We start from the raw sequence: 25,161 nt of genomic DNA, 5'->3' as shown, positions 1-25,161 counted from the left end.
CACCCCATCGACATCAGGCTCAGCTCGCAGCCGCCTCGGCGAAGCCGAGATAGCTCGCCGCCACGCGCTCGTCGGTGGCGATCTCGCTGGCCTTGCCGTTGAGCACGAACTCGCCGAGCTCCATGACATAGGCGCGGTCGGCGACCTTGAGCGCGGCCTTGGCGTTCTGCTCGACCAGCAGCACCGAGACGCCTTCCTGGCGCAGCCTGGCGACGATCTCGAAGATGCCGGCGACGATGATCGGCGCCAGACCGAGGCTGGGCTCGTCCAGCATCAGCATCTTCGGCGCGCCCATCAGCGCCCGGCCCATCGCCAGCATCTGCTGCTCGCCGCCGGAGAGCGTGCCGGCAAGCTGCTTGCGCCGCTCCTTGAGCTTCGGAAACAGCGTGTAGACGTGCTCGAAGCCGCGCGCGGCGTGCGCCTTGCTCATGCGGAACGCGCCGAGCTGCAGATTGTCCTCGACGTTCATGGTGGCGAACAGCTCGCGATGCTCCGGCACCAGGCACAGTCCACGCGCGACGCGGTCCTCGATCTCATAGCGTGCCAGGTCCTCGCCCAGGAAGGAGACGCGGCCCTTCAGCGGAAACACGCCCATGATGGCGCTGAGCAGCGTAGTCTTGCCGGCGCCGTTGGCGCCGATGATGGTGACGATCTCGTTCTCGGCGACGGTCAGCGAGACCGATCTGACAGCCTCGACCTTGCCGTAGGAGACGTGGACGTCGGCGACTTCCAGCAAGGTGCTCATGCAGCGGCTCCGAGATATGCCTTGATCACCTCGGGATTGGTCTTGATCGCGGCTGGTGTGCCCTCGGCGATCTTGGTGCCGAAATCGAGCACCACGATGCGGTCGGCGAGATCCATGACAAATCCCATGTCGTGTTCGACCAGCAGCACCGACATGCCGCCGGCGCGGAGGTCGCGCAGCAGCGCGCCGAGGCGCTGCTTCTCCATGTGGCGCAATCCCGCGGCCGGCTCGTCGAGCAAGAGCAGCATCGGATCGACGCACAGCGCGCGGGCGATCTCGACGATGCGCTGCTGGCCGAGAGACAACGAGCCAGCAAGCTGGTGCATCTGGTCGCCGAGCCCGACGCGCTCGATCTGGCGCGCGGCTTCCGCGAGCAGCTTGGCCTCGTCGGCGCGATCGAGCCGGAACATGCTGGTGAGCGCATTCGAATGGCCGCGCAGATGGGCGCCGATCGCGACGTTCTCCAGCACCGTCATGTCCGGCACCAGCTTGACGTGCTGGAAGGTGCGGGAAATGCCGAGCTTGACGACGTCCTGCGGCGGGGCGTTGCCGACGGCCTTGCCGAGCACCGAGATGTTGCCGGAGGTCGGCGGCAGCACGCCGGTGATCAGGTTGAAGGTCGTGCTCTTGCCGGCGCCGTTCGGGCCGATCAGCGCGACGATCTCGCGGGCCTGGACGTCGAAGGAGACGTTGTTGACCGCAACCACGCCGCCGAACTGCTTTCGCGCGTTGTCGACCTGCAGCAGGACGTTGGGCGTCGTCGCGGACCGCTCGCGGGCCGGCAGCTTGATTGTGGTGTCCGGCTTCTTCGCCAGCGGCTTGAACGGCAGGCGCGCCGTCAGCCACGGCCACAGGCCGGTCGGAGCGAGCTGGAGGAGCGTCACGAGCAGGATGCCGAACACGATGGTCTCGAGCTGGCCCTCGCCATGCAGCAGCAGCGGGAGGTAGCTTTGCAGGACCTCCTTCAGCACAACGACGATCGCAGCACCCAGCACGCCGCCCCAGACATAGCCGGCGCCGCCGACGACGGCGACGAACAGATATTCGATGCCGGCCTGGGCGCCGAACGGCGTCGGGTTCACGGCGCGGGTGAAGTGCGCATAGAGCCAGCCCGAGAGGCCGGCGAGCACGGCGGCATAGATGAACACCAGCAGCTTGGCGCGGGGTGCGTAGACGCCGAACGCTTCCGCCGCGATGTGGCCGCGGCGCAGGGCGCGAATGGCGCGGCCGGTGCGGGAGTCCAGCAGGTTCATCGTCAGCAGCGCAGAGATCAGAACGGCGGCCCAGATCGCGAAATAGATCGTGCCGGGATCGAGCATCTTGAGGCTGCCGATCGACAGCGGCGGGATGCCGGAGATGCCGTCATTGCGGCCGAGGAAGGCAAGCTTGCTGAAGAGGTAATAGAGGCCGAGACCCCAGGCCAGCGTGCCGAGCGGCAGATAGTGGCCGGACAGCCTGACCGTGACGAGGCCGAGCAGCACCGCGGCGAGGCCGGAGACCAGCAGCGACAGTGGCAAGGTCAGCCAGGGCGAGATGCCATACTGCGCCGAGAGCACCGCGGTCGTGTAGGCGCCGAAGCCGACGAAGGCGGCCTGGCCGAACGAGGTGAGGCCGCCGACGCCGGTCAGCAGCACCAGGCCCATCGCGACCAGCGCGGACAGGCCGATATTGTCGAGCAGCACGATCCAGAACGGCGGCATGCCCGGAATGAACGGGATCGCCGCAACGATGACGGCAAAGACGATGAGAGGCCAACGCTCGCGCACGGCTCAATCCTTCTCTTCTTCGACCGCGGGCGCGGCGAGCGAACGCAGCAGCAGGACCGGGATCAGCAGCGTGAAGACGATCACTTCCTTGAAGTTCGAGGCGTAGAACGAGGAGAACGCCTCGACGATGCCGACGACGAGCGCGGCGACGGCGGTCAGGGGATAGCTGATCAGGCCGCCGATGATCGCGGCGATGAAGCCTTTGAGGCCGATCAGGAAGCCGGTGTCGTAATAGAGCGTCGTGATCGGGACGATCAGGATGCCCGAGAGCGCGCCGATGCTGGAGGCCAGCAGGAAGGCGATCTGGCCGGACAGCGTGGTGCGGATGCCGACGAGGCGGGCGCCGAGCCGGTTGACGGCGGTGGCGCGCAGCGCCTTGCCGTAGAGGGTCAGGCCGAAGAACAGCCAGAGGCCGACGATGAAGGCGATGGTGATGCCGTAGACCGCCATGCCCTGTCCGGTAAAGCGCAGCGAGCCGAGCGTCGCGCTGGCATTCAGCAGCGTCGGGCCACGCTGGCCTTCGGCGCCGAAGAACAGCAGGCCGAGGCCCTGCAGCGCCAAGTGAACGCCGACCGAGGCGATCAGCAGCACCAGCACCGAGGTGTGCGCGAGCGGCTGGAACACGATGCGGTAGAGCGACAGGCCGATGCTGGCCACGATCAGCAGCGACAGCACCAGGCTGACGCCGGCGGGCATGCGCTGGTTCGCCGCCCACATGCTGGCGAGCAGAATGGCCACCGGGAGGACCACGTTGAGGCCGAAGGTGCGCGCGATCTTCGGCGCGTGCAGCGTCTTGCGCATGGCGTAAAGGTCGAAGGCGAAGGCCGCGAGCCCGATCACGACGGCGAGCTTCGCCGTGCCCGGCATTTGGCCGGCAGCGAGCGAGGCATAGGTGAGGGCGCCGTAGGTGACGAATTCGCCCTGCGGGATCAGGATCACCCTGGTGACGGCAAACACCAGCACGAGCGCCAGCCCGAGCAGCGCGTAGATCGCGCCATTGGTAATGCCGTCCTGCAACAGGAACAGCAGGATCGTTGTGTTCAAGACCGGACGCTCCCCCTCTGTGGTGACCGGATGCGGGCGACGCCATGCGCCGTCCGCAGGTCGGGGCAGTTGAATTGGGCTGCCCGTGTTTGATATAGTGGATAACAATTATCGATTATAATCTCAAGGCCGCTGTTCCGGCTGCGGTGTTCGAGACCAGGGATGGAAGCAAATGCGATGAATTTGGCGGACCGTGATGGCCGATAGCGCCAAGCCCGTCAGCAAGAGGGAAAGCCGCAAGGAAGCTGCCGTAGCGGCCGATGAGACGCAAGCGGTCCAGCTCGGCGAGCTGTCGGATCTGCTTGGCTATGTGCTGAAACGGGCGCAGTTGAAGGTGTTCGAGGACTTCCTGCGCTGCGTCGCGCCGCTGCAACTGACGCCGGCCCAGTTCTCGGTGCTGCTGCTGCTCGACGCCAATCCGGGCCGGAACCAGACCGAGATCGCCAACACCCTGGGCATCCTGCGGCCGAACTTCGTGTCCCTGCTGGACAGCCTCGAGAGCCGCGACCTGTGTGCGCGAGTGCGTTCGGCCAACGACCGGCGCTCGCACATCCTGATGCTGACCGAGAAGGGCCGCGCCGTGCTGGCCCGCGCCAAGAAGCTGGTGGTGTCGAAGCACGAGGCGCGGCTCAACGAGCTGCTGGGCCCGGATGGGCGCGACGCGCTACTGGCGATGCTCACCAAGATCGCGGAGGAGTTCTGAAGGACGCAGGCGCGCCCCTCAATCGACCAGGATGACCCTGACGTCGTTCACGTTGGTGAGCGTCGGTCCGGTCTGCAGCAGGCCGCCGGTCGCGGCGAAAAATGCGGTGGCGTCGTTGTTGGCGAGATAGGCCTGCGGATCCAGCCCCTGCGCCCGCATCGCGGCGATGACCTCGGCATCGACAAGCGCACCGGCCGGATCGGAGGCGCTGCCGCCGCCGCCATCGGCGCCGTCGGTGTCGCCGGCGAGCGCCGCTATGCCCTCCATGTCCTTGAGGAGGTCGGCGAGCGCCAAGGCATATTCCTGGTTAGGGCCGCCACGGCCCTGGCCGCGCACCGTCACGGTGAGCTCGCCGCCGGAGATGATCGCCATGCGGCGGCCGAGCGCGCGGGCCTCGCGCGCCAGCTTGGCGTGATCGGCCGCGACATCGCGGGCCTCACCCTCGAGATCGGCGCCGAGATCGAGCACGTCGTAGCCCGCCGCCTTGACGCTGGCCACGGCGGCCTCGAGCGAGCTGGCGGGGCGCGCGATCAGCTCGAACGAGGCGCGGGCGAAGGCGGCATCGCCGGGCTTGCAGCTCTCATTGGCGGCATCATCGAGCGCCCGGCTGATCGCCGGGTCGACCTCGAGCTTGTATTTGGCGACGATGCCGCGGGCATCGGCCAGCGTGGTCGGATCGGGCACCGTCGGACCCGATGCGATCGCCGAGGGATCGTCATGCGGCACGTCGGAGATCGCCAGGGTCACGATCTCGGCCTTCTGCCCGGCCCGCGCCAGCCGGCCGCCCTTGATCCGCGACAGATGCTTGCGGACCGTATTCATTTCGCCGATCGGTGCGCCCGAGCGGAGCAGCGCGCGGGTCAGTTGCTGCTTCTGCGCGAAGCTGACGCCGTTCACCGGCGCGACCCAATTGGCGGACCCACCACCGGAGAGCAGCACCAGCATCAGGTCGCCGGGCTCGGCGGTTGCCGCCAGTTGCAGCGTCTCGTCGGCGGCCTTCAGCCCGGCCTCGTCTGGCATCGGATGTCCGGCCTCGATGACCTTCACCCGCCGGGTCGGCACGCCATGGCCATGGCGGGTGGTTGCGATGCCGGTCAGCTTCGCGGGATCGAATCCCAGCGTGTCCAGGTAGTGGCGCTCGGCCGCGACCGCCATCGCGGCCGCGCCCTTGCCGGCGGCGAGACAGATGATTCGTCCTTTGGGAGCCGCCGGCAGGAATGCCGGCAGCACCATGTCAGGATGCGCCGCGGCGACCGCGGCATCGAAGATCGCGCGCAACAACGGACGGCGGCTGGTCATGCGGCGCCGCCCGCGTGCCGTGCGCAGCCTATTTCAGTTCGCCGCTCATGACCTCGCCGAACAACTGCCAGCGCTCGCCCTTGAACTGCATCAGCTGCAGCTGCTCGATCGGCTGGAAGTCGTCCGGACCGGTGGTCAGCGTGATGCCGGGCAACAGCCCGCCCTGCGCAAACTGCTTCAGGCTTGCCGCCTGCTTCATGACATTGGCGCGGGTCAGTTCGTCGCCGCATCGCTTCAGCACCTCGACCATCGTGGTGGCGATGTTGTAACCGGTCAGCGCCGACGAATCCACGGGGTTGATCTCCGGCAGATATTTGGCGAGCAGTTCCCTGAACGCGCCGAGACCGGGGTCGTTGGCCCATTGCGGATCGGAGGCATCCTTGGCATAGGCGGCCGAGATCACCCCTTGCGAGTTCTCGACGCCGGCCGGCCGCATCACGGCCGCGGTCGAGGCGCTGACGTTCGAGATGATGGTCAGCGGCTTCCAGTTCATCTCGCCGAGCTTCTTGATCGCCTGGGCGCCGGACTTCGGTGTGGTGAACAGCACGACGATGTCGGGATTGGCCGACTTCATCTTGACGATGTGCGACTCGACCGTGGGTTCGGCGATCTCATAGCTCTCCTCCAGCACGACGCGGGAGGTGTCGCCAAGGCCGTCCTTGAGACCCTTCAGATAGTCCTTGCCCATGTCGTCGTTCTGGTAGAGCACCGCGATCTTGCCGGTCGGCTGCTGCGCGGTGAGGTATTTGGCGTAGATGCGGGCTTCCGACTGATAGCTCGGCAGCCAGCCCATGGTCCACGGATTGGTCTTGGGCTCGTTCCACTTGGTGGCGCCGGTCGCGACGAACAGCTGCGGCACCTTCTTGGCGTTCATGTATTTCTGGATCGCCGTGTTGGGCGCAGTGCCGAGCACGCCGAACAGGAACAGCACCTCGTCGCTCTCCACCAGCTTGCGCGCCTGCTCCACCGTCTTCGGCGGCGAATAGGCGTCGTCGTACGAGATGAAATTGATCCTGCGGCCGTTGATGCCGCCCTCATCATTGACCTTCTTGAACACAGCCGACATCGCCTTGCCGACCGAGCCGTAGGCCGAGGCCGGGCCGCTATAGGGCACGATGTTGCCGATCTTGATCTCGGTGTCGCTGGCGCCGGTGTCGTATTTCTTGTCGGCATAGGCGCTGCCGGCAGCGGCGCCAACCAAGGCGAGGCCGAGCAGGCTGGAGAGCGTGCGGCGGGTGAGGGCAGTGGTCACGTGGGGACTCCTTCTCGGCCTTGGAGCTTGGCCTTGTTGTTGGATTCGCCCGCAGCACGGGCGACTCGTTTCACTCCGGACGAGTCCCCATAGCGCAGCCGCGCGCTCGGCGTAACCGCCGCCGCTGCATGACCGCCTCTCTTTCAACTCCTAGCTTAAGAAATTCTTGGCAAAGACAGCAAAGATGCCTGGAGAGAGCGCCTCCTGCGGCGCGAAGCCGCAGGAGGCGGTTTCAATTGCGTTCCGTCGTTAGCCGCCGACGTCGGCGGAAATCACGTCGCCGAACAGCTCCCACTTCTCGCCCTTGAAGCGCATCAGCTGCAACTGGCTGACGGGCGCGAAGTCGGTTGCCGAGGTGTTGATCGTGATGCCAGGCAGCAGCATCTCGGTGCGGAAGTTGCGCAGGGATGCGGCCTGCTTCATGACGTTCTCGCGGGTGAGGTTGTCGCCGCACTGCTTCAGCACCTGCACAAGCGTCTGGGCCACGCTGTAGCCGACGACGGTGCCGCCATCGAGCTTGTCGCCATCCGGGAAATCCTTCGCCATGAAGTCGAGGAACTGTTTCATCCCGGCATCATCCTTCCATTGCGGATCGGAGACGTCCTTGAGATAGGCCGCCGAGAGGATGTCCTGTGAATTCTCATAGCCGGCCGGTTTCAGCACGCTGCCGACGGAGGCGGAGACGTTGTTGAGGATATGCAGCGTCTTCCACTCGATCTCCTTGACCTTCTTAATTGCCTGCGCCGCAAATTTCGGCGTGGTGATGTTCACGAATACGTCGGCGCCGGTGGACTTGAGCTTGACGATGTGATTGTCGATCGAGGGTTCGGCGGTCTCGTAGCTCTCCTCCATGACGATCATTGAGGCGGCCTTGGCTCCAAGCCCATCCTTCAGCCCTTTCAGATAGTCCTTGCCGTAATCATCGTTCTGATACAGCACCGCGATCTTCGCGTCCGGCTTTTCCTTCAGCAGATATTTTGCGTAGATTCTGGATTCGCTCTGGTAGTTGGGCTGCCAGCCCATGGTCCAGGGGAAGTCCTTCGGATCGTTCCATTTGGTGGCGCCGGTGGCGACGAACAGCTGCGGGACCTTCTTCGAGTTCATGTATTTGTGGATCGCCGAGTTCGGCGGCGTGCCCAGCGAATTGAAGATGAACAGCACTTCATCGCTCTCGACCAGCTTGCGTGCCTGTTCGACCGTCTTCGGCGGCGAATAGGCGTCGTCATAGGAGATGAAGTTGATCTTGCGACCGTTGATGCCTCCCTCGGCGTTGATCTTCTTGAAGTAGGCCGCTTCCGTCTTGCCGATGATGCCGTAGGCCGAGGCCGGCCCGCTATAGGGCATGATGTTGCCGATCTTGATCTCGGTGTCGGAGGCGCCGGTATCGTATTTCTTGTCGGCGGCGATTGCGGAGCTCGAGGCGAGAACGATGGCGGCAGCCGAGGCGAGGGCGGCCCTTCGCGTGATCATCATGGTGCGTTTCTCCCGTGTTGGTTTGGTTGACGTGTCTCGGCCGCCTTGATGGCGGCTCTTGTTCTGGCTGGAACTATAGCAGAGCTGCACCGGGGTGGTTGCGACATCACGGCACGGTCCGTGTTTTCGCGGTGCCTTGGCGGTCCATATCATGTGCAACTGCGAGAGGTCTCCGCAATCTCGGCGGGTGATTGCTCTGCAAGAACAGCCTGAGATGAATAGTTCGACGCCGATCCAGATATGAAAAAGCCCTCCGCGCCGATGGCGCGGAGGGCCAGTGGAGATCGGCACCGCTTTCTGCGGCGATGCGCGATTACTCGATGGCGCCGCTGATCGCCTCGCCGAACAGCTCCCACTTCTCGCCCTTGAACCGCATCATCTGCAATTGCTCGATGGGCGCGAAGTCGGTAGCCGAGGTGTTGATCTTGACGCCCGGCAGCAGCGTGTCGGGCGCGAAGTCCTTCAGGCTCGCGGCCTGCTTCATCACGTTGGCGCGGGTCAGGTCGTCACCGCACATCTGCAGCACCTTCACCAGCGTCTGCGCGGCGCCGTAGCCGTAGACGGTCGAGCTGTCGAGCTTGTTGGCGTCGGGATAGTACTGCGCGAGGAAGTCGAAGAACTTCTTCATGCCGGGATCATCGTTCCACTGCGGATCCGCAGCATCCTTGGCGTAGGCGGCCGAAAGAATCCCTTGCGAGTTCTCGAAGCCGGCCGGCTTGATCACGCTGCCGACCGAGGCCGACACGTTGACGACCAGATGCGTCGGATGCCAGTCGATCTCGGCAAGCTTCTTGATCGCCTGCGCCGCGAACTTGGGCGTGGTGACGCTGAAGAAGACGTCGGCGCCGGAGGCCTTCAGCTTGACGATGTGGCCGTCGATCGAGGGTTCGGACGTCTCGTAGCTCTCCTCCATGACGATCATGGACGCGGCCTTGTCGCCGAGGCCGTCCTTGAGGCCCTTCAGATAGTCCTTGCCGAAATCGTCGTTCTGGAACAGCACGCCGACCTTGGCGCCGGGCTTGTCCTTGAGCAGGTACTTCGCGTAGATGCGGCCCTCGCTCTGGTAGCTCGGCTGCCAGCCCATGGTCCAGGGGAAGTTCTTCGGGTCGTTCCACTTGGTGGCGCCGGTGGCGACGAACAGTTGCGGGATCTTCTTGCCGTTGAGATATTTCTGGATCGCCGAGTTCGAGGGCGTGCCGAGCGGGTTGAAGACGAACAGGACCTCGTCGCTTTCGACCAGCTTGCGCACCTGCTCGACCGCCTTGGGCGGCGAATAGGCGTCGTCATAGCTGACGAAGTTGATCTTGCGGCCGTTGATGCCGCCCTCGGCGTTGATCTTCTTGAAATACGCCTCCTCGGTCTTGCCGATCACGCCGTAGGCGGACGCCGGTCCGCTATAGGGCATGATGTTGCCGATCTTGATCTCGGTATCCGACGCGCCGGTATCGTATTTCTTCTGGGCGAGTGCTGCGCCCGAGGTGAGGGCGATGACCGCCGTCGCGATCGCGGCGATTCGTAGTTGTTGAACGACCTGCAAGAGTTCCTCCTTAGTTCTTTCTGAGTTTGCCGAGCAGCTGCTGCGCCACCATCGCCACCTGCCGCGAGCCGTGCGGCACGAGGAAGATGACGAGGAACAGCAGCACGCCGAACACCGCGCCGGACAGGCCCTTTGAAATGCCTTCGGCGATGTTGGGAACGAAGATGATGAAGGCCGCGCCGACGAACGATCCGGGCAGCCAGCCGACGCCGCCGACGACCATGCCGAGGAACAGCGAGATCGCGAGCACGATCGTGTAGCTGTCGGGTGCCACGAACTGCACGGCTATGGCGCCGAGGCCGCCGGCGACGCCGGTGATGCCGGCGCTGACGCCGAACGCCAGCGTCTTGTAGGTCGCGACGTCGATGCCCATGGCGGATGCCGCGATCTCGTTGTCGCGGATCGCCATGAAAGCCCGCCCCGAACGCGAGCGCAGGAGGTTCACCGAGAACACGTAGATCGCGATCGTGATCGCCAGTGTGAAGTAGTACAGCCACATGTCCTGCGACATCGGCAGGCCGAACGGCGCGTCCGGCTTGGTGACGACGAGGCCCTGCACGCCGCCGGTCCATTCCTCGAAGAAGCCGAGCTTGAGGATCTGCGGCATCGCGGTGGCTAGCGCGAAGGTGGCGAGCGCGAGATACACGCCCGAGAGCCGCAGCGCCGGCTGGCCGAACAGGAAGCCGGCGCCGAAGCAGATCACGCCGGCGACCGGCAGGGTCAGCGCGTAGTTGACATTGTACTGCTCCATCAGGATCGCCGACGTATAGGCTCCGATGGCGTAGAAGGCGCTGTTGCCGAGCGAGAACTGGCCGGATCCGCCGGTCAGGATGTTCAGCGCCAGCACGGCCAGCCCGTAGATCAGCAGCATCGTCATCTGGAAGATGATGAAGTTCTTGACGAACAGTGGCACCACCAGGAGCAGCAGCACGACCACGAATGTGGTGCCGGAGCTCAGGGTCATGGCCCGCTTCGGAACGGCCTCGACCGCGGGCGCCTGGGATGTGATGTCCTCGATTGCGCTCATGATCAGACTCGCTTCACGATGTTGCGGCCGAACAGGCCGGCGGGCTTGATGACCAGGACGGAGATGATGAGGGCCAGAGCGATCGGCAGCTTCATCTCGTTGCCGACATGCGGGATGTAGGTTCCGGCGAGATTTTCGAAGATGCCGACCAGGAAGCCGCCGAGCACCGCGCCGAACGGGCTGGTCAGGCCGCCGAGCACGGCGGCGGCGAACCCGTAGATCAGCACGCCGCCCATCATGTTCGGCTCGAGGAAGACCACCGGCGCGATCAGCATGCCGGCGATCGAGCCGATCGCTGCCGCCATGCCCCAGCCGAGCGCGATCATCCACGACGTGTTGATGCCGACCAGCCGCGCCGACTCGGGCACCGCCGCCGCCGCACGCATCGCAAGCCCGACCCTGGTGTACTGGAAGAAGAAGTACAGGCCGATCAGCAGCAGCAAGGTGATGCCGATCATGCCGGCCTGGTGCGTCGAGATCAGCTGGCTGCCCAGGAACGGCGACGATCCGAACGGCGTCGGATACTGCTTGATGGTGAAGTCCCAGGTCAGTCCGGCAAAGGAGTTGATGATCGAGTACAGCGCGATGAAGCCGGCGACCTGGGTCAGGATCGGCGCCTTGGTAAGCGGCTTGAACAGCACGCGCTCGATCGCGATGCCGCCTGCAAACGACAGGGCCAGCGTCGCCACGAAGGCGACCCAGTAGGGCAGGCCCCATTGCATCAGCTGCCAGGAGATGAATGTCGAGAACATCGCCATCTCGCCTTGCGCGAAGTTGAGATGGTCGATCGCCTGGTAGATCATCACGACCGCGAGCGCCATGCAGGCGTAGATCGCGCCAGTCGCAATGCCGGCCAGGACCTGGTTGGTGAACAGCTCCATTGTCCCGCCTCCGTTAGTAGCCCAAATAGGATTTGCGGACGTTCTCGTCGTTCGCAATGTCCGACGCCGCGCCGGACATGACGATGCGGCCGGTCTCGATCACATAGGCCTGGTCGGCGAGTTCCAGCGCGAGCTGCGCGTTCTGCTCGACGACGAGGATCGACACCTTTTCCTCGCGGTTGATCTTGCCGAGAATGCCGAAGAGGTCGCGGACCACCAGCGGCGCGAGGCCGAACGACGGCTCGTCGAGCAGCATCAACCTGGGACGCAGCATCAGCGCCCGCGCCACGGCCAGCATCTGCTGCTCGCCGCCGGACAGGGTGCCGGCCTGCTGCGTATGACGCTCCTTCAGCTTGGGGAAGTAGGAATACATCCGCTCGATGTCGGCGACGATGCCCGCCTTGTCGGAGCGGGTGATGGCACCGAGCTGCAGGTTTTCTTCCACCGTCATGTTGGTGAAGGTGCCGCGACCCTGCGGCACATGGGCGATGCCGAAGCGCACGATGCTCTCGGTCGATTTGTTGTTGAGCGGCTTGCCCTCGAACTCGATCGCACCGGTCGAGCGCACCATGTTGCAGATCGCGCGCAGGGTGGTGGTCTTGCCGGCGCCATTGGCGCCGAGCAGGGTCGTCAGCGAGCCTTCGTTGAGCGAGAAGGAGAGGCCGTGCAGGGCCTGGACCTGGCCGTAATAGGCGCGCAGGTCCTTGACGTTGAGCAGCGCCGTCATTGATCCTTGCTCCCGAGATAGGCCTTGATGACGTCGGGATTGGCCTGCACCTGCGCGGGCGTGCCCTCGGCGAGCTTGCGGCCGAAATTCAGCGCCACGACGTGGTCGGCGATCGACATCACCAGGCCCATGTGATGCTCGACCAGCAGCACGGTGATGTGGCGGTCGTCGCGGATACGGCGGATCAGGTCGCCGAGCACATAGACTTCCTCGTGATTGAGGCCGCCGGCGGGCTCGTCAAGCAGCAGGATCTTCGGGTCGGCGGCCAGCGCGCGCGCCAGCTCGACGCGCTTCTGGGTGCCGAACGGCAGCCCGGACACGGTTTTGTGCGCGACCTCCTCGAGGTTGAGATAGGCGAGAATCTCGTGAACCTTGGTATTCACCGAAGTCTCGCTGCGGCGGATCCAGGCGAGACGAAGCGAATCGGAGATGATGTCGCTCGAGGTCCGCGCATGCGTGCCGACGCGGACGTTGTCGAGCACCGACAGGTTCGGGAACAGCGCCACGTTCTGGAAGGTGCGGCCGATGCCGATCTCGGCGATGCGGTGTGGCGGCCGCTTCAGGATGCTGTGGCCTTCCATCAGGATGTCGCCGGAGCTCGGCTGGTAGAGCCGGCTGAGGCAGTTGAACAGCGTGGTCTTGCCGGCGCCGTTCGGGCCGATGAGGCCGAGGATCTGGCCCTGGCGCATGTCGAACGAGACGCCGTTCAGCGCCACGATGCCGCCGAATACGACGCTGACGTCGCGGACGGCGAGCAGCGGATCGTTGGTCTGGGCGAGTTGTGCCTGCGTCATCTCGTCTCGCCCCTCCCGAAATCGTTCAGGTCAGGACGCGGCGCCAGCCGACCGCGATGATGCAGGCTATCTGATACCCTCGGCAACACGGGCAACTTTTCCTCCTGGCTTCGGCTTTTTATTGAGTTCTTTGTGAGACGAATTGTTCGCATGAACATTCGTCTGATTAGTTTGCGGCGCAAGTCCGCCAAGCGCTGCTTCGATTTTCCTTACCATCGCCACGAGACGAGGTCCAATGTCGGTGAGCAGGCGCTCTTCCGTGAAGCGGAATGCAGGCGCGCCGCAATTGATCGCGTAAGGACCCGTTCCATCGTTGAGCCTCAACGCCGCGCCGACGGCGTGAACGTCATCCTGCCATTCGCCGGCCGAGATCGTGAAGCCGTACTTGGCGACGGTTTCGCCGGCGCGCTCGATCCCGTCACGGATCTTGGGCCAGCGGTTGCCGTAATGCTCGCGCATCTCGCGCATCAGCACGGCGCGTTCCTCTTCGGGCAGCGCCCAGAGATAGGCCCGGCCCATCGCGGTGGTCGCAATCGGAATGCGCGAGCCCACGTCGAGCTCGACGTTGACGACGCCGTGCCGGCTCTGGCCGATATAGATCATGCTGAGCCGGTCGCGGCCGCCGATTGCCACCGCACCGCCGGTCTCGCGCATCAGCTGCTCGCGGAACGGCTCGGAGAGCTGGCGCACGCCGAGATTGGCGAGCGCGGCGTAGCCGAGCAGCAGCGCTGACGGCGCCAGCTGATATTTCTCGAAGCGGGGAACGGGCGTGAGATAGCCGAGCTTGGTCAGCGTGTAGGTCAGGCGCGACACGGTCGGCTTGGGCAGGTTGGTGCGCGCCGCGATCTCCTGGTTGCCCAGCAGGCCGTCATTGGGCCGGAAAGCCCTGAGCACCTCGAGGCCGCGCGACAGCGCAACGACGAAGTTGCGATCGGTCGCAGCTTTCTTCCCTGGGCGTTTCATGTCATCGGCTGTTGATTGATGAGCCTCGTTGACAACGCTCGTGCTTCAAAATAACCCTGGCTGTCAAGATGTGGAATTAGATTTCGCACTGCGGAATTGATGTCCGGCAGCGGGTAGACGCAAGCAAGGCTGAACCTCTGCGCAAATGAAGAGCCAAGAAGGGGTCGGAACGTTAACCGGCCGCAAAGAAACGACATCCCAAGGAGCTTACGCGTGAGCGAAGTGGCAAAGCTTGATCGTCATGACATCATCGGCATCGTCACCATCGACAGTCCGCCCGTCAATGCGCTGAGTGCCGCAGTTCGCGGCGGCATCCTGGACAACGTCAAGGCGGCGATCGACGATCCCGCAATCAAGGCCATCGTGCTGACCTGCGGCGGACGCACCTTCATTGCCGGCGCCGATATCACCGAGTTCGGCAAGCCGCCGAAGCCTCCGGCGCTCAACGACGTGCTGAGCACGATCGAGAACAGCCCCAAGCCGGTCATCGCGGCGATTCATGGAACGGCGCTGGGCGGTGGTCTCGAAGTGGCGCTCGCCTGTCATTATCGTGTCGCCACCAAGGAAGCGAAGCTCGGACTGCCCGAGGTGAAGCTCGGCCTGCTGCCGGGCGCGGGCGGCACCCAGCGCCTGCCGCGCGCGGTGGGGCCGGAGCTCGCGGTCAAGATGATCGTCGCCGGTGATCCGATCGGCGCAGCCGAAGCGCTGAAGGCGGGCCTGATCGAGGAGATCGTCGAGGGGCCGGCATCGGGCGGCGAAGCCTTCGCGCGCAAGGTGGTGGCGGAGAACCGTCCGCTGCGCAAGCTGCGCGACGATGACTCCAAGATCGCCGCGGCCAAGGCCGATCGCTCGATCTTCACCAATGCGGTCGCTGCGATCACCAAGAAGTCGCGCGGGCTGGAGGCGCCGTTCGCGGCGGCCGATGCGGTCGGCTATGCGATCGATCTGCCGTTCGACGAGGGCTTGAAGCGGGAGCGCGAGGGCTTCCTCAAGCTGCTCACCAGCGACCAGTCCAAGGCGCAGCGCTACGCGTTCTTCGCCGAGCGCGAGGCGGCCAAGATTGCCGGCGTGCCCGAGGGCACGAAGGGCCGCAAGGTCGAGCGCGTCGCCATCATCGGCGCCGGCACCATGGGCGGCGGCATCGCGATGTCGTTCGCCAATGCCGGCATCCCGGTCACCCTGATCGAGACCGCCGAGGAGCAGCTCAAGCGCGGCATGGGCATCATGCAGAAGAACTGGGAGGCGACCGCCGCGCGCGGCGGCATTCCGGCGGACGCCCCGGCCAAGCGCATGGCGCTGATCGACGGCAAGGTCGGTCTCGAGAACGTCAAGGACGCCGACCTCGTCATCGAGGCGGTGTTCGAGACCATGGCCGTGAAGAAGGAAGTGTTCGGCAAGCTCGATCAATATGCCAAGCCGGGCGCGGTGCTGGCCTCGAACACTTCGTATCTGAACATCGACGCAATCGCCGCCGAGACCAGCCGTCCGCAGGACGTGCTCGGCATGCATTTCTTCTCGCCGGCCAACGTCATGAAGCTGTGCGAGATCGTGCGCGCGGAGAAGACCGCGCCGGATGCGCTCGTCACCGCCGTGTCGATCGCCCGCAAGATCGCCAAGGTGCCGGCCGTGGTCGGCGTCTGCGACGGCTTCGTCGGCAACCGCATGCTGGCGCAGCGTGGCAAGCAGGCCGAGAAGCTGTTGTTCGAAGGCGCGCTGCCGCAGCAGGTCGATGCCGTCGTCACCAAGTTCGGCATGCCGATGGGCCCGTTCGCGATGGGCGATCTCGCCGGCCTCGACATCGGCTGGCGCTCGCGCAAGGACCGCGGCATCAAGAGCGAGATCGCGGATGCGCTGTGCGAAGCCGGCCGCTTCGGCCAGAAGACCGGCAAGGGCTACTACAAATACGAGGCCGGCTCGCGTGCGCCGCTGCCGGATCCCGATGTCGAGAAGTTGATCGACGAGACGCTCGCCAAGCTCGGCCTCAAGCGCCGCGCGGTCAGCGACGAGGAGATCCTCGAGCGCATGATGTATCCGATGATCAACGAGGGCGCGAAGATCCTCGCCGAGGGCATCGCCGCGCGTCCGTCCGACATCGACGTTGTCTGGCTCTACGGCTATGGCTGGCCGATCTATCGCGGCGGCCCGATGTACTGGGCCGACAGCGTCGGCCTGAAGCACATTGCCGAGCGGCTGGCGTTCTATGCCAAGGAGACCAATGACCCGTCGCTGGAGCCAGCGCCGCTGCTGAAGAAGCTCGCCGACGAAGGCAAGACCTTCGCCTCGCTGGCGCAGGGGAAGGCCGCTTGAGGCGGCCCAACTATCACTCTGCGCCCGGCTGCGCTCCCCTCCCCCTTGCGGGGAGGGGTTGGGGGTCCACACGGGCAGTCTCGCCCGGGGCCACCCCCCTCCCTGACCCTCCCCCACAAGGGGGGAGGGAACGGAGACAGCGGGGCCGTCTTACGCCAACGGACATTGAGCTCGCATGACCCATCCTGGCGAACAGTTCTATCCCGAAGGCGTCCGCTGGGACGCGCCGATCGCGCGTGGCACCTTGCCGGATCTGCTGGCAAAGGCGGTCAGTGACTTCGGCGATGGCGACGCGCTGGAATTCCGCGACCGCCCCATCACTTTCAAGCAACTCGCGGCGCTCGTCGACCAGGCCGCCGCGGCGTTCCTGCGCGCCGGCTTCGGCAAGGGCGCGTCGATCGCGCTGTTCCTCGGCAATACGCCGGATCATCCGATCAACTTCTTCGGCGCGCTCAAGGCCGGCGCCCGCGTGGTGCACCTGTCGCCGCTCGATGGCGAGATCGCCTTGTCGCACAAGCTCAGCGATTCCGGCGCGCGCATTCTCGTCACGTCGAACCTATCAGCGCTGCTGCCGACCGCGTTGAAGTTCCTCGCCAAGGGACTGATCGATCGCCTGATCGTCTGCGAGGATGATGATTGGGGCAAAGTCGGCACGCCGCAGACGGCGCTGCCGGACAATCCCGCGGTGATCACGCACCGCGCCTTCGTCGAAGGCGCCGTTGCGCCTATGGCGTGGCCTTCGATCTCGCCAGACGACATCGCCCTGCTGCAATATACCGGCGGCACCACCGGCCTGCCCAAGGGTGCGATGCTGACCCATGGCAATCTCACCTCCGCGGTGTCGATCGCCGAAGTCTGGGGCCGCGCGACGCGTGCAAACGGTAACGGCTCCGACCGCGTGATCTGCGTCTTGCCGCTGTTCCACATCTATGCACTGACGGTGGTGCTGCTGACCTCGCTGCGCCTCGGCAGCCTGATCTCGCTGCACCAGCGCTTCGATCTCGACGCCGTGATGCGCGACATCGAGGTCAAGCGCGCGACCTATTTTCCCGGCGTGCCGACGATGTGGATCGCGATCGCCAACCTGCCCGATCTCGACAAGCGTGACCTGTCGTCGCTGACCAGCGTCGGCTCCGGCGGCGCGCCGCTGCCGGTCGAGGTCGCGCGCATCCTGGAGCGACGCGTCGGCATGAAGCTGAAGAGCGGCTGGGGCATGACCGAGACCTGCTCGCCCGGCACCGCCCATCCCAAGGGTGGCCCGGACAAGCCCGGCTCGATCGGGATCACGCTGCCCGGCATCGAGATGGACGTCGTGTCGCTCGAGGATCCCGCAAAGGTGCTCGGCGTGAACGAGGTCGGCGAGATCCGGATCAAGGGGCCGAACGTCACCAAGGGCTATTGGAACCGGCCGGAGGAAACGGCGCAGTCGTTCGTCGGCGATCATTTCCTGACCGGCGACATCGGCTATGTCGACGCCGACGGCTTCTACTTCCTGGTCGACCGCAAGAAGGACATGATCATTTCCGGCGGCTTCAACGTCTATCCGCAGATGATCGAGCAGGCGATCTACACCCATCCGGCGGTGCAGGAGGTCATCGTGATCGGTATTCCCGACGCCTATCGCGGCGAGGCGGCCAAGGCCTTCATCAAGCTGCGCGACGGCTTTGCGCCGTTCCCGGTCGAGGATCTCCGCGCCTTCCTCACCGGCAAGCTCGGCAAGCACGAGCTGCCGGCGGCCGTCGAGTTCGTCGACGAGCTGCCGCGCACTCCGGTCGGCAAGCTGTCGCGTCACGAATTGCGCCAGCAGCAATCACCCGCGTCTCACACCAAACATCCGTAACAACAACAGGAGGTCGCCCATGACCGATGCCGTCATCGTTTCCACCGCCCGCACGCCGATCGGCAAGGCCTATCGCGGCGCGCTCAACGCCACCGGCGGCGCGACGCTGCTCGGCCACGCCATCGGCGAGGCGGTCAAGCGCGCCAAAGTCGATCCCGCCGAAGTCGAGGATGTCGTGATGGGCGCCGCCCTGCAGCAGGGCTCGACCGGCGGCAACATCGCGCGAAAGGCGCTGCTGCGTGCCGGCCTGCCGGTGTCGGTCGGCGGCACCACGATCGACCGCCAATGCGCCTCCGGCCTGCAGGCCATCGCGCTCGCGGCGCGCTCGGTGATCTTCGACGGTGTCGAGATCGCAGTCGGCGGCGGCGGCGAATCGATCTCGCTGGTCCAGAACGACAAGATGAACAGCTTCCAGGCCACCGATCCGGCGCTGCTCGAGATCAAGGGCGACGTCTACATGCCGATGATCGACACCGCCGAGATCGTCGCCAAGCGCTACGGCATCTCCCGCGAACGGCAGGACGAATATGCGCTGGAGAGCCAGCGCCGCACCGCGGCCGCGCAGCAGGGCGGCAAGTTCAACGACGAGCTGGCGCCGATCACCACCAAGATGGCGGTCACCGACAAGGCCACCGGCAATGTCTCGTTCAAGGACGTCACCTTGTCGCAGGACGAGGGGCCGCGTCCCGAGACGACCGCCGAAGGTCTTGCCGGCCTCAAGGCCGTGCGCGGCGACGGCTTCTCGATCACCGCGGGTAATGCCAGCCAGCTCTCCGACGGCGCCTCGGCCTGCGTCATCATGAGCGACGCCACTGCGGCGAAGCGCGGCCTGCAGCCGCTCGGCATCTTCCGCGGCTTCGTCGCGCATGGCTGCGAGCCCGACGAGATGGGCATCGGCCCGGTGTTCGCGGTGCCGCGCCTGTTGAAGCGCCACGGCCTCACCGTCGACGACATCGGCCTCTGGGAGCTCAACGAGGCGTTCGCCGTGCAGGTGCTGTACTGCCGCGACAAGCTCGGCATCGACCCCGACAAGATCAACGTCAATGGCGGCGCCATCGCGGTCGGCCATCCCTACGGCATGTCGGGCGCGCGGCTCACCGGCCACGCCCTGATCGAAGGCCGCCGCCGCAAGGCCAAGTACGCCGTCGTCACCATGTGCGTCGGCGGCGGCATGGGCGCCGCCGGCCTGTTCGAGGTGCTGCAGTAAACAACAGCCGTCATCCCGGGCGAGCGTCGCGCGGGATTTCAAACAGCTGTCGTCCCGGGCAAGCCCGCGCGCGCAACAGCGCTCGCGGGCGCAGACCCGGGACCCATACCGCGTGATGTTGCTTGGGGCACAATGGCAGTCGCCTGTACCTCCAACGTTAGCCGGTGGTTATGGGTCGCTTGCGCCGCGTGCGCAATTGCGCACTAGGCAGGGACGACAGCGGAGCGAAACGAACCATTCGAGTACCTAAGGGAGCGATCCAATGGATCTTGCATTCACGAAGGAAGAGCAGGCGTTCCGCGAGGAAGTCCGGCAGTTCTTCAAGGACAACGTGCCGCCGGAGACACGGCGGAAGATGATCGAGGGCCGCCATCTGTCGAAGGACGAGATGGTGACCTGGTGGCGCATCCTCAACAAGAAGGGTTGGGGCGTCTCGCACTGGCCGACGGAATATGGCGGCACCGGCTGGACCTCGGTGCAGCACTACATCTTCAACGAGGAGCTGCAGGCCTATCCGGCGCCGCAGCCGCTCGCCTTCGGCGTCAGCATGGTCGGCCCGGTGATCTACACCTTCGGCAACGAGGCGCAGAAGAAGCAGTATCTGCCGCGCATCGCCAATGTCGACGACTGGTGGTGCCAGGGCTTCTCGGAGCCGGGCTCCGGCTCCGACCTGGCCTCGCTGAAGACCAAGGCCGAGCGCCGCGGCGACAAGTGGATCATCAACGGCCAGAAGACCTGGACCACGCTGGCCCAACACGCCGACATGATCTTCTGCCTGTGCCGCACCGATCCCTCCGCGAAGAAGCAGATGGGCATCTCCTTCATCGTCTTCAGCATGAAGTCGAAGGGCGTCACCGTGCGTCCGATCCAGACCATCGATGGCGGCCACGAGGTCAACGAGGTGTTTTTCGACGACGTCGAGGTGCCCATCGAGAACCTGATCGGCGAGGAGAACAAGGGCTGGGACTACGCAAAATTCCTGCTCGGCAATGAGCGCACCGGCATCGCCCGTGTCGGCGTCTCCAAGGAGCGCATCCGCCGCATCAAGGAGCTCGCCGCCAAGATCGAGTCCGGTGGCCGTCCGGTGCTGGAAGACCCGTCGTTCCGCGAGAAGCTCACCGCATGCGAGGTCGAGCTCAAGGCGCTCGAGCTGACCCAGCTGCGCGTCGTCGCCGACGAGGGCAAGCACGGCAAGGGCAAGCCCAATCCGGCGTCTTCGGTGCTGAAGATCAAGGGCTCGGAGATCCAGCAGACCACCACCGAGCTGCTGATGGAGGTGATCGGCCCGTTCGCCGCGCCCTACGACATCCATGGCGACGACGACAGCAACGAGACCATGGATTGGACCGCCCAGATCGCGCCGAGCTACTTCAACAACCGCAAGGTCTCGATCTACGGCGGCTCCAACGAGATCCAGCGCAACATCATCGCCAAGGCGGTGCTGGGGCTCTGACCTGTGAGCCGCAGCGCCTCGACAACGCACGCCGTCATGGCCGGGCTTGACCCGGCCATCCACGCGCAGCCCTGCCCGGGCACGACGTGGATGCCCGCGACAAGCGCGGGCATGACGGAGAATGGGGATACTGGAGAGTCAACCAATGGATTTTGATCTCACCGAGGAGCAGCGTCTCCTCAAGGACAGCATCGACGGCCTGCTGGCGGATGCCTATGATTTCGACAAGCGCAAGCTGTACATGAAGGAGAAGGGCGGCTGGAGCCGGACGATGTGGTCCAAGCTCGCCGAGCAGGGCCTGCTCGGTCTGCCGTTCTCCGAGGACGACGGCGGCTTCGGCGCCGGCGGCGTCGAGACCATGATCGTGATGGAAGCGATGGGCCGCGCGCTGGTGCTGGAGCCGTATCTCGCCACGGTCGTGCTGGCCGGCGGCTTCCTCCGCCATGGCGGCTCGGCAGCGCAGAAGACGGCGCACCTGCCCGGAATCATCGACGGCAGCAAGACGTTTGCGTTCGCGCAGCTCGAGAAGCAGTCGCGCTACGACCTGTTCGATGTCGCCACCTCCGCCAAGAAGAAGGGCGACGGCTGGGTCATCGACGGCGAGAAGTTCGTCGTGCTCAACGGCGAGAATGCCGACACCCTGATCGTCTCCGCGCGCACCTCCGGTGGCCAGCGCGACAAGTCGGGCATCGGCGTGTTCATCGTGCCGGCCGACGCGAAGGGCGTCACCCGCAAGGGCTATCCGACCCAGGACGGCCTGCACGCGGCGGACATCACCTTCACCGGTGTGGAAGTGGGCGCCGACGCCGCGATCGGCGATCCTGCCAACGCTCTGCCGCTGATCGAGCGCGTCGTCGACGAGGCCCGCATCGCACTGTGTGCGGAAGCCGTCGGCCTGATGGACGAGTCGCTCAAGACCACGGTCGAGTACATCAAGACGCGCAAGCAGTTCGGCGTCGCGATCGGCTCGTTCCAGTCGCTGCAGCACCGCGCCTCCGACATGTTCGTCGCGCTGGAGCAGGCCCGCTCGATGTCGATGTTCGCCACCATGGCCGCCGACTTCGACGACGCCAAGGAGCGCGCCACCTCGATCGCCGCGGCCAAGGTGCAGATCGGCAAATCGGCCAAGTTCGTCGGCCAGCAGGCGATCCAGCTCCACGGCGGCATCGGCATGACGATGGAGGCCAAGATCGGCCACTACTTCAAGCGCCTGACCATGATCGAGAGCACCTTCGGTGACACCGACTACCACACGCGCCGCGTCAGCGAGGCGGGTGGGTTGATCTGAGATGGTCCGTCGTTGCCGGGCTTGACCCGGCAACCCATCGCTCCTTGATGATGGATGCGCGGGTCAAGCCCGCGCATGACGAGCGTGAGAGCCTACGCCGGCTCGGTTGTTTTGAGCCGTCATTGCGAGCGTAGCGAAGCAATCCAGGGCGTCACGCGTCGCCCTGGATTGCTTCGTCGCTTCGCTCCTCGCAATGACTCGGAGGACGCAGAATATGATCCCCAATCCCTTCAACCTCTCCGGCCAGGTCGCCGTCATCACCGGCTCGAGCCGTGGCATCGGCCGTGCTTCTGCGGAGCTGCTGGCGCAGCTCGGCGCCAAGGTCGTGATCTCCAGCCGCAAGGCCGACGCCTGCGAGGAAGTGGCAAGCGGCATCCGCGCGAGCGGTGGCGAGGCCCGCGTCATCCCCTGCAACATCTCGCGCCGCGCCGAGGTCGATGCGCTGATCGACGGCGCCGTCAGCCAATACGGCCAGGTCGACATCCTCGTCTGCAATGCTGCGGTCAACCCGTATTACGGTCCGCTGCTTGACATCACCGACGAGGCCTTCGACAAGATCATGGCCTCCAACGTGAAGAGCAATCTCTGGCTCTGCGCCAAGGCGATCCCGCCGATGGCCGCGCGCGGCAAAGGCTCGGTCGTCATCGTGTCCTCGATCGGAGGACTGCGCGGCTCGACCGTGATCGGCGCCTACGGCATCTCCAAGGCCGCCGACTTCGCGCTGTGCCGCAGCCTTGCCGGCGAATGGGGCCCGCAAGGCGTGCGCATCAACTGCGTCGCGCCGGGCCTGATCAAGACCGACTTCGCCCGCGCGCTGTGGGAGGACGAAGCCCGCCTGAAACAGCGCTGCGCGACGACCCCGCTCCGCCGCATCGGCGAGCCGCATGAGATCGCCGGCGCGGTGGCGTATCTGGCGTCGGATGCCTCGACCTTCATGACGGGGCAGACCATCGTGGTCGACGGCGGCGTCACGACGGCGGCGGTGTAAAAATCTCTCCACACGATAGCCGCACCCTCTCCCCTTGTGGGAGAGGGTGGTTGCGCGAAGCGCAACCGGGTGAGGGGTCTCTCTCCGCGTACTCAGAGCGCGCATGTGGCGCCAACCGCTCACCCGAGTGAGCTTGCGGCTGTCGGCGGTGTGGCCCTCTCCCACAAGGGGAGAGGGCCCAGCCATGCGCAGCGCAGTGGTCCCAGCCAAGTTCGGACACGGGGTTGGATGCTCGTAAGGTGCGAACTCTCCACTTTTTCCAGAAGGACGTCGCGCGCTCCCAACCTCCTTGACCTTCCCCCGCCAATCCGCTTGCTTGTCGGCCCAACGTCGTCAACTCCCGGGAAGAAGCCCCATGTCCTTCGTGCTGGCCATCGATCAGGGCACCACGTCCTCGCGCGCGATCGTGTTCCGCTCCGACATCTCGATCGCCGCGGTGGCGCAGCAGGAATTCCCGCAGCATTTTCCGGCCTCGGGCTGGGTCGAGCACGAGCCGGAGGACATCTGGACCTCGACGGTGATGACCTGCCGCGATGCGCTGGAGAAGGCGGGACTGGCGGCCAAGGACATCGCCGCGATCGGCATCACCAACCAGCGCGAGACCACCGTGGTGTGGGACCGCGCCACCGGCCAGGCCGTCCACCGCGCCATCGTCTGGCAGGACCGCCGCACGGCCGACATCTGCGCGCGTCTCAAAGCCGAAGGCCATGAGCCGGAGGTCAGCGCGAAGACCGGCCTGATCATCGATCCCTATTTCTCCGGCACGAAGGTCGCATGGATCCTCGATCACGTGCCGGGCGCGCGCGAGCGCGCCGAGCGTGGCGAGCTAATGTTCGGCACCGTTGACTGCTACCTGCTGTGGCGGCTGACCGGCGGCAAGGTGCACGCCACCGATGCCACCAACGCCTCGCGCACGCTGCTGTTCAACATTCACACCGGGCAGTGGGACGATGCGCTGCTGAAGCTCTTGCGCGTGCCGCGCTCGATGCTGCCGGAGGTGAAAGATTCCTCGGCTGAGTTCGGCACCACCACGCCCGACCTGTTTGGCGGTCCGATCAAGGTCGCGGGCATCGCCGGCGACCAGCAGGCGGCGACCATCGGCCAGGCCTGCTTCACGCCGGGCATGATGAAGTCCACTTACGGCACCGGCTGCTTCGCGCTGCTCAATACCGGTGCCACGCCGGTGAAATCGAACAACAAGCTGCTGACGACCATCGCCTATCAGCTCGACGGCGTCCGGACCTACGCGCTCGAAGGCTCTATCTTCGTCGCCGGCTCGGCCGTGCAATGGCTGCGCGATGGGCTCGGCATCATCAAGCATGCCGCCGAAACCGGCCCGCTCGCCGACAAGTCCGACTCGATGCAATCGGTCTATCTGGTGCCGGCCTTCGTCGGCCTCGGCGCACCGTATTGGAATCCGCGCGTGCGCGGCGCGCTGTTCGGCCTGACCCGCAACACCGGCCCCGCCGAGCTCGCGCATGCCACGCTGGAGAGCGTGTGCTACCAGACCTACGATCTGTGGGCCGCGATGCGCGCCGACTGGCCCGATGCGTCCGCAGCCACGATCGTGCTGCGCGTCGACGGCGGCATGACCGCATCGGACTGGACCATGCAGCGTCTCGCCGACCTGCTCGACGCACCAGTCGACCGTCCGATGATTCAGGAGACCACCGCGCTCGGCGCCGCTTATCTCGCCGGCCTCAACGCCGGCGTCTATCCGGAGCCGGAAAAGTTCGCCGACAATTGGCGGCTCGAGCACCGCTTCCGGCCGGCGATGAGCGCGGCCACGCGGGAGCGCAAGCTCGCCGGCTGGGCCCGCGCCGTGAAGGGCGTGCTGGCGAGCGACGAGGGCGAGTAGGTGAACGGC

Annotated in this window: 20 protein-coding genes; 8 read left to right on the top strand and 12 right to left on the bottom strand. The window is 65.5% G+C overall.

What is annotated here, in order from left to right; genetic code table 11:
* Positions 1-19: 19 nt before the first annotated feature.
* From ACQR1D_RS22730 to ACQR1D_RS22720, 3 genes are read right to left on the bottom strand one after another with little or no spacing between them, the layout of a single operon-like run.
* Positions 20-745 carry an ABC transporter ATP-binding protein gene (locus ACQR1D_RS22730; RefSeq protein ID WP_316216437.1) on the bottom strand — a complete coding sequence of 242 codons (726 nt, stop codon included), beginning with the start codon at positions 743-745 and terminating at the stop codon, positions 20-22.
* Positions 742-2,511 carry a branched-chain amino acid ABC transporter ATP-binding protein/permease gene (locus tag ACQR1D_RS22725; RefSeq protein ID WP_434838552.1) on the bottom strand — a complete coding sequence of 590 codons (1,770 nt, stop codon included), beginning with the start codon at positions 2,509-2,511 and terminating at the stop codon, positions 742-744. Before ACQR1D_RS22725 ends, ACQR1D_RS22730 begins: the two co-directional genes overlap by 4 nt.
* A 3-nt stretch (positions 2,512-2,514) precedes the next feature.
* Positions 2,515-3,555: a branched-chain amino acid ABC transporter permease gene (locus ACQR1D_RS22720; RefSeq protein ID WP_315805734.1), complete on the bottom strand. Its 1,041-nt coding sequence runs from the start codon at positions 3,553-3,555 to the stop codon at positions 2,515-2,517.
* Positions 3,556-3,751: 196 nt separating this feature from the next.
* On the opposite strand from ACQR1D_RS22720, the gene ACQR1D_RS22715 reads away from it, so the two are divergent.
* Positions 3,752-4,258 (top strand): MarR family winged helix-turn-helix transcriptional regulator, encoded by a 507-nt coding sequence (locus tag ACQR1D_RS22715; protein ID WP_315713766.1) that lies wholly within the window; start codon positions 3,752-3,754, stop codon positions 4,256-4,258.
* Positions 4,259-4,276: 18 nt separating this feature from the next.
* Here the strand turns inward: ACQR1D_RS22715 and ACQR1D_RS22710 are convergent, their stop codons facing one another.
* The 9 genes from ACQR1D_RS22710 to ACQR1D_RS22670 all read right to left on the bottom strand — a co-directional run bounded on the left by ACQR1D_RS22710 (position 4,277) and on the right by ACQR1D_RS22670 (position 14,211).
* Entirely contained in the window at positions 4,277-5,557 is a 1,281-nt protein-coding gene (locus ACQR1D_RS22710) for a glycerate kinase type-2 family protein (RefSeq protein ID WP_315805735.1), read from the bottom strand.
* A 28-nt stretch (positions 5,558-5,585) separates the two neighbouring features.
* Entirely contained in the window at positions 5,586-6,809 is a 1,224-nt protein-coding gene (locus ACQR1D_RS22705) for an ABC transporter substrate-binding protein (RefSeq protein ID WP_315805736.1), read from the bottom strand.
* Between the two features lie 249 nt (positions 6,810-7,058).
* Positions 7,059-8,282: an ABC transporter substrate-binding protein gene (locus ACQR1D_RS22700; protein WP_315805737.1), complete on the bottom strand. Its 1,224-nt coding sequence runs from the start codon at positions 8,280-8,282 to the stop codon at positions 7,059-7,061.
* 313 nt (positions 8,283-8,595) lie between these two features.
* Positions 8,596-9,819, bottom strand: a complete 1,224-nt coding sequence (locus ACQR1D_RS22695) for an ABC transporter substrate-binding protein (protein WP_315805738.1) — start codon at positions 9,817-9,819, stop codon at positions 8,596-8,598.
* A 10-nt stretch (positions 9,820-9,829) separates the two neighbouring features.
* Positions 9,830-10,846, bottom strand: a complete 1,017-nt coding sequence (locus tag ACQR1D_RS22690; RefSeq protein WP_316238196.1) for a branched-chain amino acid ABC transporter permease — start codon at positions 10,844-10,846, stop codon at positions 9,830-9,832.
* Between the two features lie 2 nt (positions 10,847-10,848).
* Entirely contained in the window at positions 10,849-11,727 is an 879-nt protein-coding gene (locus tag ACQR1D_RS22685; RefSeq protein WP_315805740.1) for a branched-chain amino acid ABC transporter permease, read from the bottom strand.
* Between the two features lie 13 nt (positions 11,728-11,740).
* Positions 11,741-12,454, bottom strand: coding sequence for an ABC transporter ATP-binding protein (locus tag ACQR1D_RS22680; RefSeq protein WP_315805741.1), 714 nt, complete (start codon positions 12,452-12,454; stop codon positions 11,741-11,743).
* Positions 12,451-13,248 carry an ABC transporter ATP-binding protein gene (locus ACQR1D_RS22675; RefSeq protein ID WP_434838553.1) on the bottom strand — a complete coding sequence of 266 codons (798 nt, stop codon included), beginning with the start codon at positions 13,246-13,248 and terminating at the stop codon, positions 12,451-12,453. Before ACQR1D_RS22675 ends, ACQR1D_RS22680 begins: the two co-directional genes overlap by 4 nt.
* A 66-nt stretch (positions 13,249-13,314) precedes the next feature.
* Entirely contained in the window at positions 13,315-14,211 is an 897-nt protein-coding gene (locus tag ACQR1D_RS22670) for an IclR family transcriptional regulator (protein ID WP_315805743.1), read from the bottom strand.
* 213 nt (positions 14,212-14,424) lie between these two features.
* On the opposite strand from ACQR1D_RS22670, the gene ACQR1D_RS22665 reads away from it, so the two are divergent.
* The 7 genes from ACQR1D_RS22665 (at position 14,425) to glpK (ending at position 25,152) form a co-directional block, all read left to right on the top strand.
* Entirely contained in the window at positions 14,425-16,518 is a 2,094-nt protein-coding gene (locus ACQR1D_RS22665; protein WP_315805744.1) for a 3-hydroxyacyl-CoA dehydrogenase NAD-binding domain-containing protein, read from the top strand.
* 175 nt (positions 16,519-16,693) lie between these two features.
* The gene (gene pimA / locus ACQR1D_RS22660) at positions 16,694-18,358 is read left to right on the top strand and encodes a dicarboxylate--CoA ligase PimA (RefSeq protein WP_434838554.1); all 1,665 of its coding nucleotides are present in this window, start codon (positions 16,694-16,696) and stop codon (positions 18,356-18,358) included.
* Positions 18,359-18,377: 19 nt separating this feature from the next.
* Complete coding sequence (locus tag ACQR1D_RS22655) at positions 18,378-19,565, top strand: acetyl-CoA C-acyltransferase (protein WP_315805746.1); 1,188 nt, start codon at positions 18,378-18,380, stop codon at positions 19,563-19,565.
* 262 nt (positions 19,566-19,827) lie between these two features.
* The gene (gene pimC / locus ACQR1D_RS22650) at positions 19,828-21,018 is read left to right on the top strand and encodes a pimeloyl-CoA dehydrogenase large subunit (protein WP_316216443.1); all 1,191 of its coding nucleotides are present in this window, start codon (positions 19,828-19,830) and stop codon (positions 21,016-21,018) included.
* 145 nt (positions 21,019-21,163) lie between these two features.
* Positions 21,164-22,306 (top strand): pimeloyl-CoA dehydrogenase small subunit, encoded by a 1,143-nt coding sequence (gene pimD, locus ACQR1D_RS22645; protein ID WP_316177193.1) that lies wholly within the window; start codon positions 21,164-21,166, stop codon positions 22,304-22,306.
* Between the two features lie 214 nt (positions 22,307-22,520).
* Positions 22,521-23,294, top strand: a complete 774-nt coding sequence (locus ACQR1D_RS22640; RefSeq protein ID WP_315805749.1) for an SDR family NAD(P)-dependent oxidoreductase — start codon at positions 22,521-22,523, stop codon at positions 23,292-23,294.
* Positions 23,295-23,649: 355 nt separating this feature from the next.
* Entirely contained in the window at positions 23,650-25,152 is a 1,503-nt protein-coding gene (glpK, locus tag ACQR1D_RS22635) for a glycerol kinase GlpK (protein WP_316238193.1), read from the top strand.
* The last annotated feature ends 9 nt before the right edge of the window (positions 25,153-25,161 follow it).

This window comes from Bradyrhizobium sp. HKCCYLRH2047 (genome assembly GCF_051168175.1).
Classification (GTDB): Bacteria; Pseudomonadota; Alphaproteobacteria; order Rhizobiales; family Xanthobacteraceae; genus Bradyrhizobium.
The sequence above is the reverse complement of the archived record's forward strand: the minus strand, read 5'-3'. Positions and strand labels throughout refer to the sequence as shown.

Coding starts and splice junctions, on each gene's coding strand:
- ACQR1D_RS22730 (WP_316216437.1), bottom strand. CDS start 745: ATGAGCACCTTGCTGGAAGTCGCCGACGTCCACGTCTCCTACGGCAAG.
- ACQR1D_RS22670 (WP_315805743.1), bottom strand. CDS start 14,211: ATGAAACGCCCAGGGAAGAAAGCTGCGACCGATCGCAACTTCGTCGTT.
- ACQR1D_RS22690 (WP_316238196.1), bottom strand. CDS start 10,846: ATGAGCGCAATCGAGGACATCACATCCCAGGCGCCCGCGGTCGAGGCC.
- ACQR1D_RS22700 (WP_315805737.1), bottom strand. CDS start 8,282: ATGATGATCACGCGAAGGGCCGCCCTCGCCTCGGCTGCCGCCATCGTT.
- pimC (WP_316216443.1), top strand. CDS start 19,828: ATGGATCTTGCATTCACGAAGGAAGAGCAGGCGTTCCGCGAGGAAGTC.
- ACQR1D_RS22680 (WP_315805741.1), bottom strand. CDS start 12,454: ATGACGGCGCTGCTCAACGTCAAGGACCTGCGCGCCTATTACGGCCAG.
- pimD (WP_316177193.1), top strand. CDS start 21,164: ATGGATTTTGATCTCACCGAGGAGCAGCGTCTCCTCAAGGACAGCATC.
- ACQR1D_RS22715 (WP_315713766.1), top strand. CDS start 3,752: ATGGCCGATAGCGCCAAGCCCGTCAGCAAGAGGGAAAGCCGCAAGGAA.
- ACQR1D_RS22685 (WP_315805740.1), bottom strand. CDS start 11,727: ATGGAGCTGTTCACCAACCAGGTCCTGGCCGGCATTGCGACTGGCGCG.
- glpK (WP_316238193.1), top strand. CDS start 23,650: ATGTCCTTCGTGCTGGCCATCGATCAGGGCACCACGTCCTCGCGCGCG.
- ACQR1D_RS22710 (WP_315805735.1), bottom strand. CDS start 5,557: ATGACCAGCCGCCGTCCGTTGTTGCGCGCGATCTTCGATGCCGCGGTC.
- ACQR1D_RS22640 (WP_315805749.1), top strand. CDS start 22,521: ATGATCCCCAATCCCTTCAACCTCTCCGGCCAGGTCGCCGTCATCACC.
- ACQR1D_RS22675 (WP_434838553.1), bottom strand. CDS start 13,248: ATGACGCAGGCACAACTCGCCCAGACCAACGATCCGCTGCTCGCCGTC.
- ACQR1D_RS22655 (WP_315805746.1), top strand. CDS start 18,378: ATGACCGATGCCGTCATCGTTTCCACCGCCCGCACGCCGATCGGCAAG.
- pimA (WP_434838554.1), top strand. CDS start 16,694: ATGACCCATCCTGGCGAACAGTTCTATCCCGAAGGCGTCCGCTGGGAC.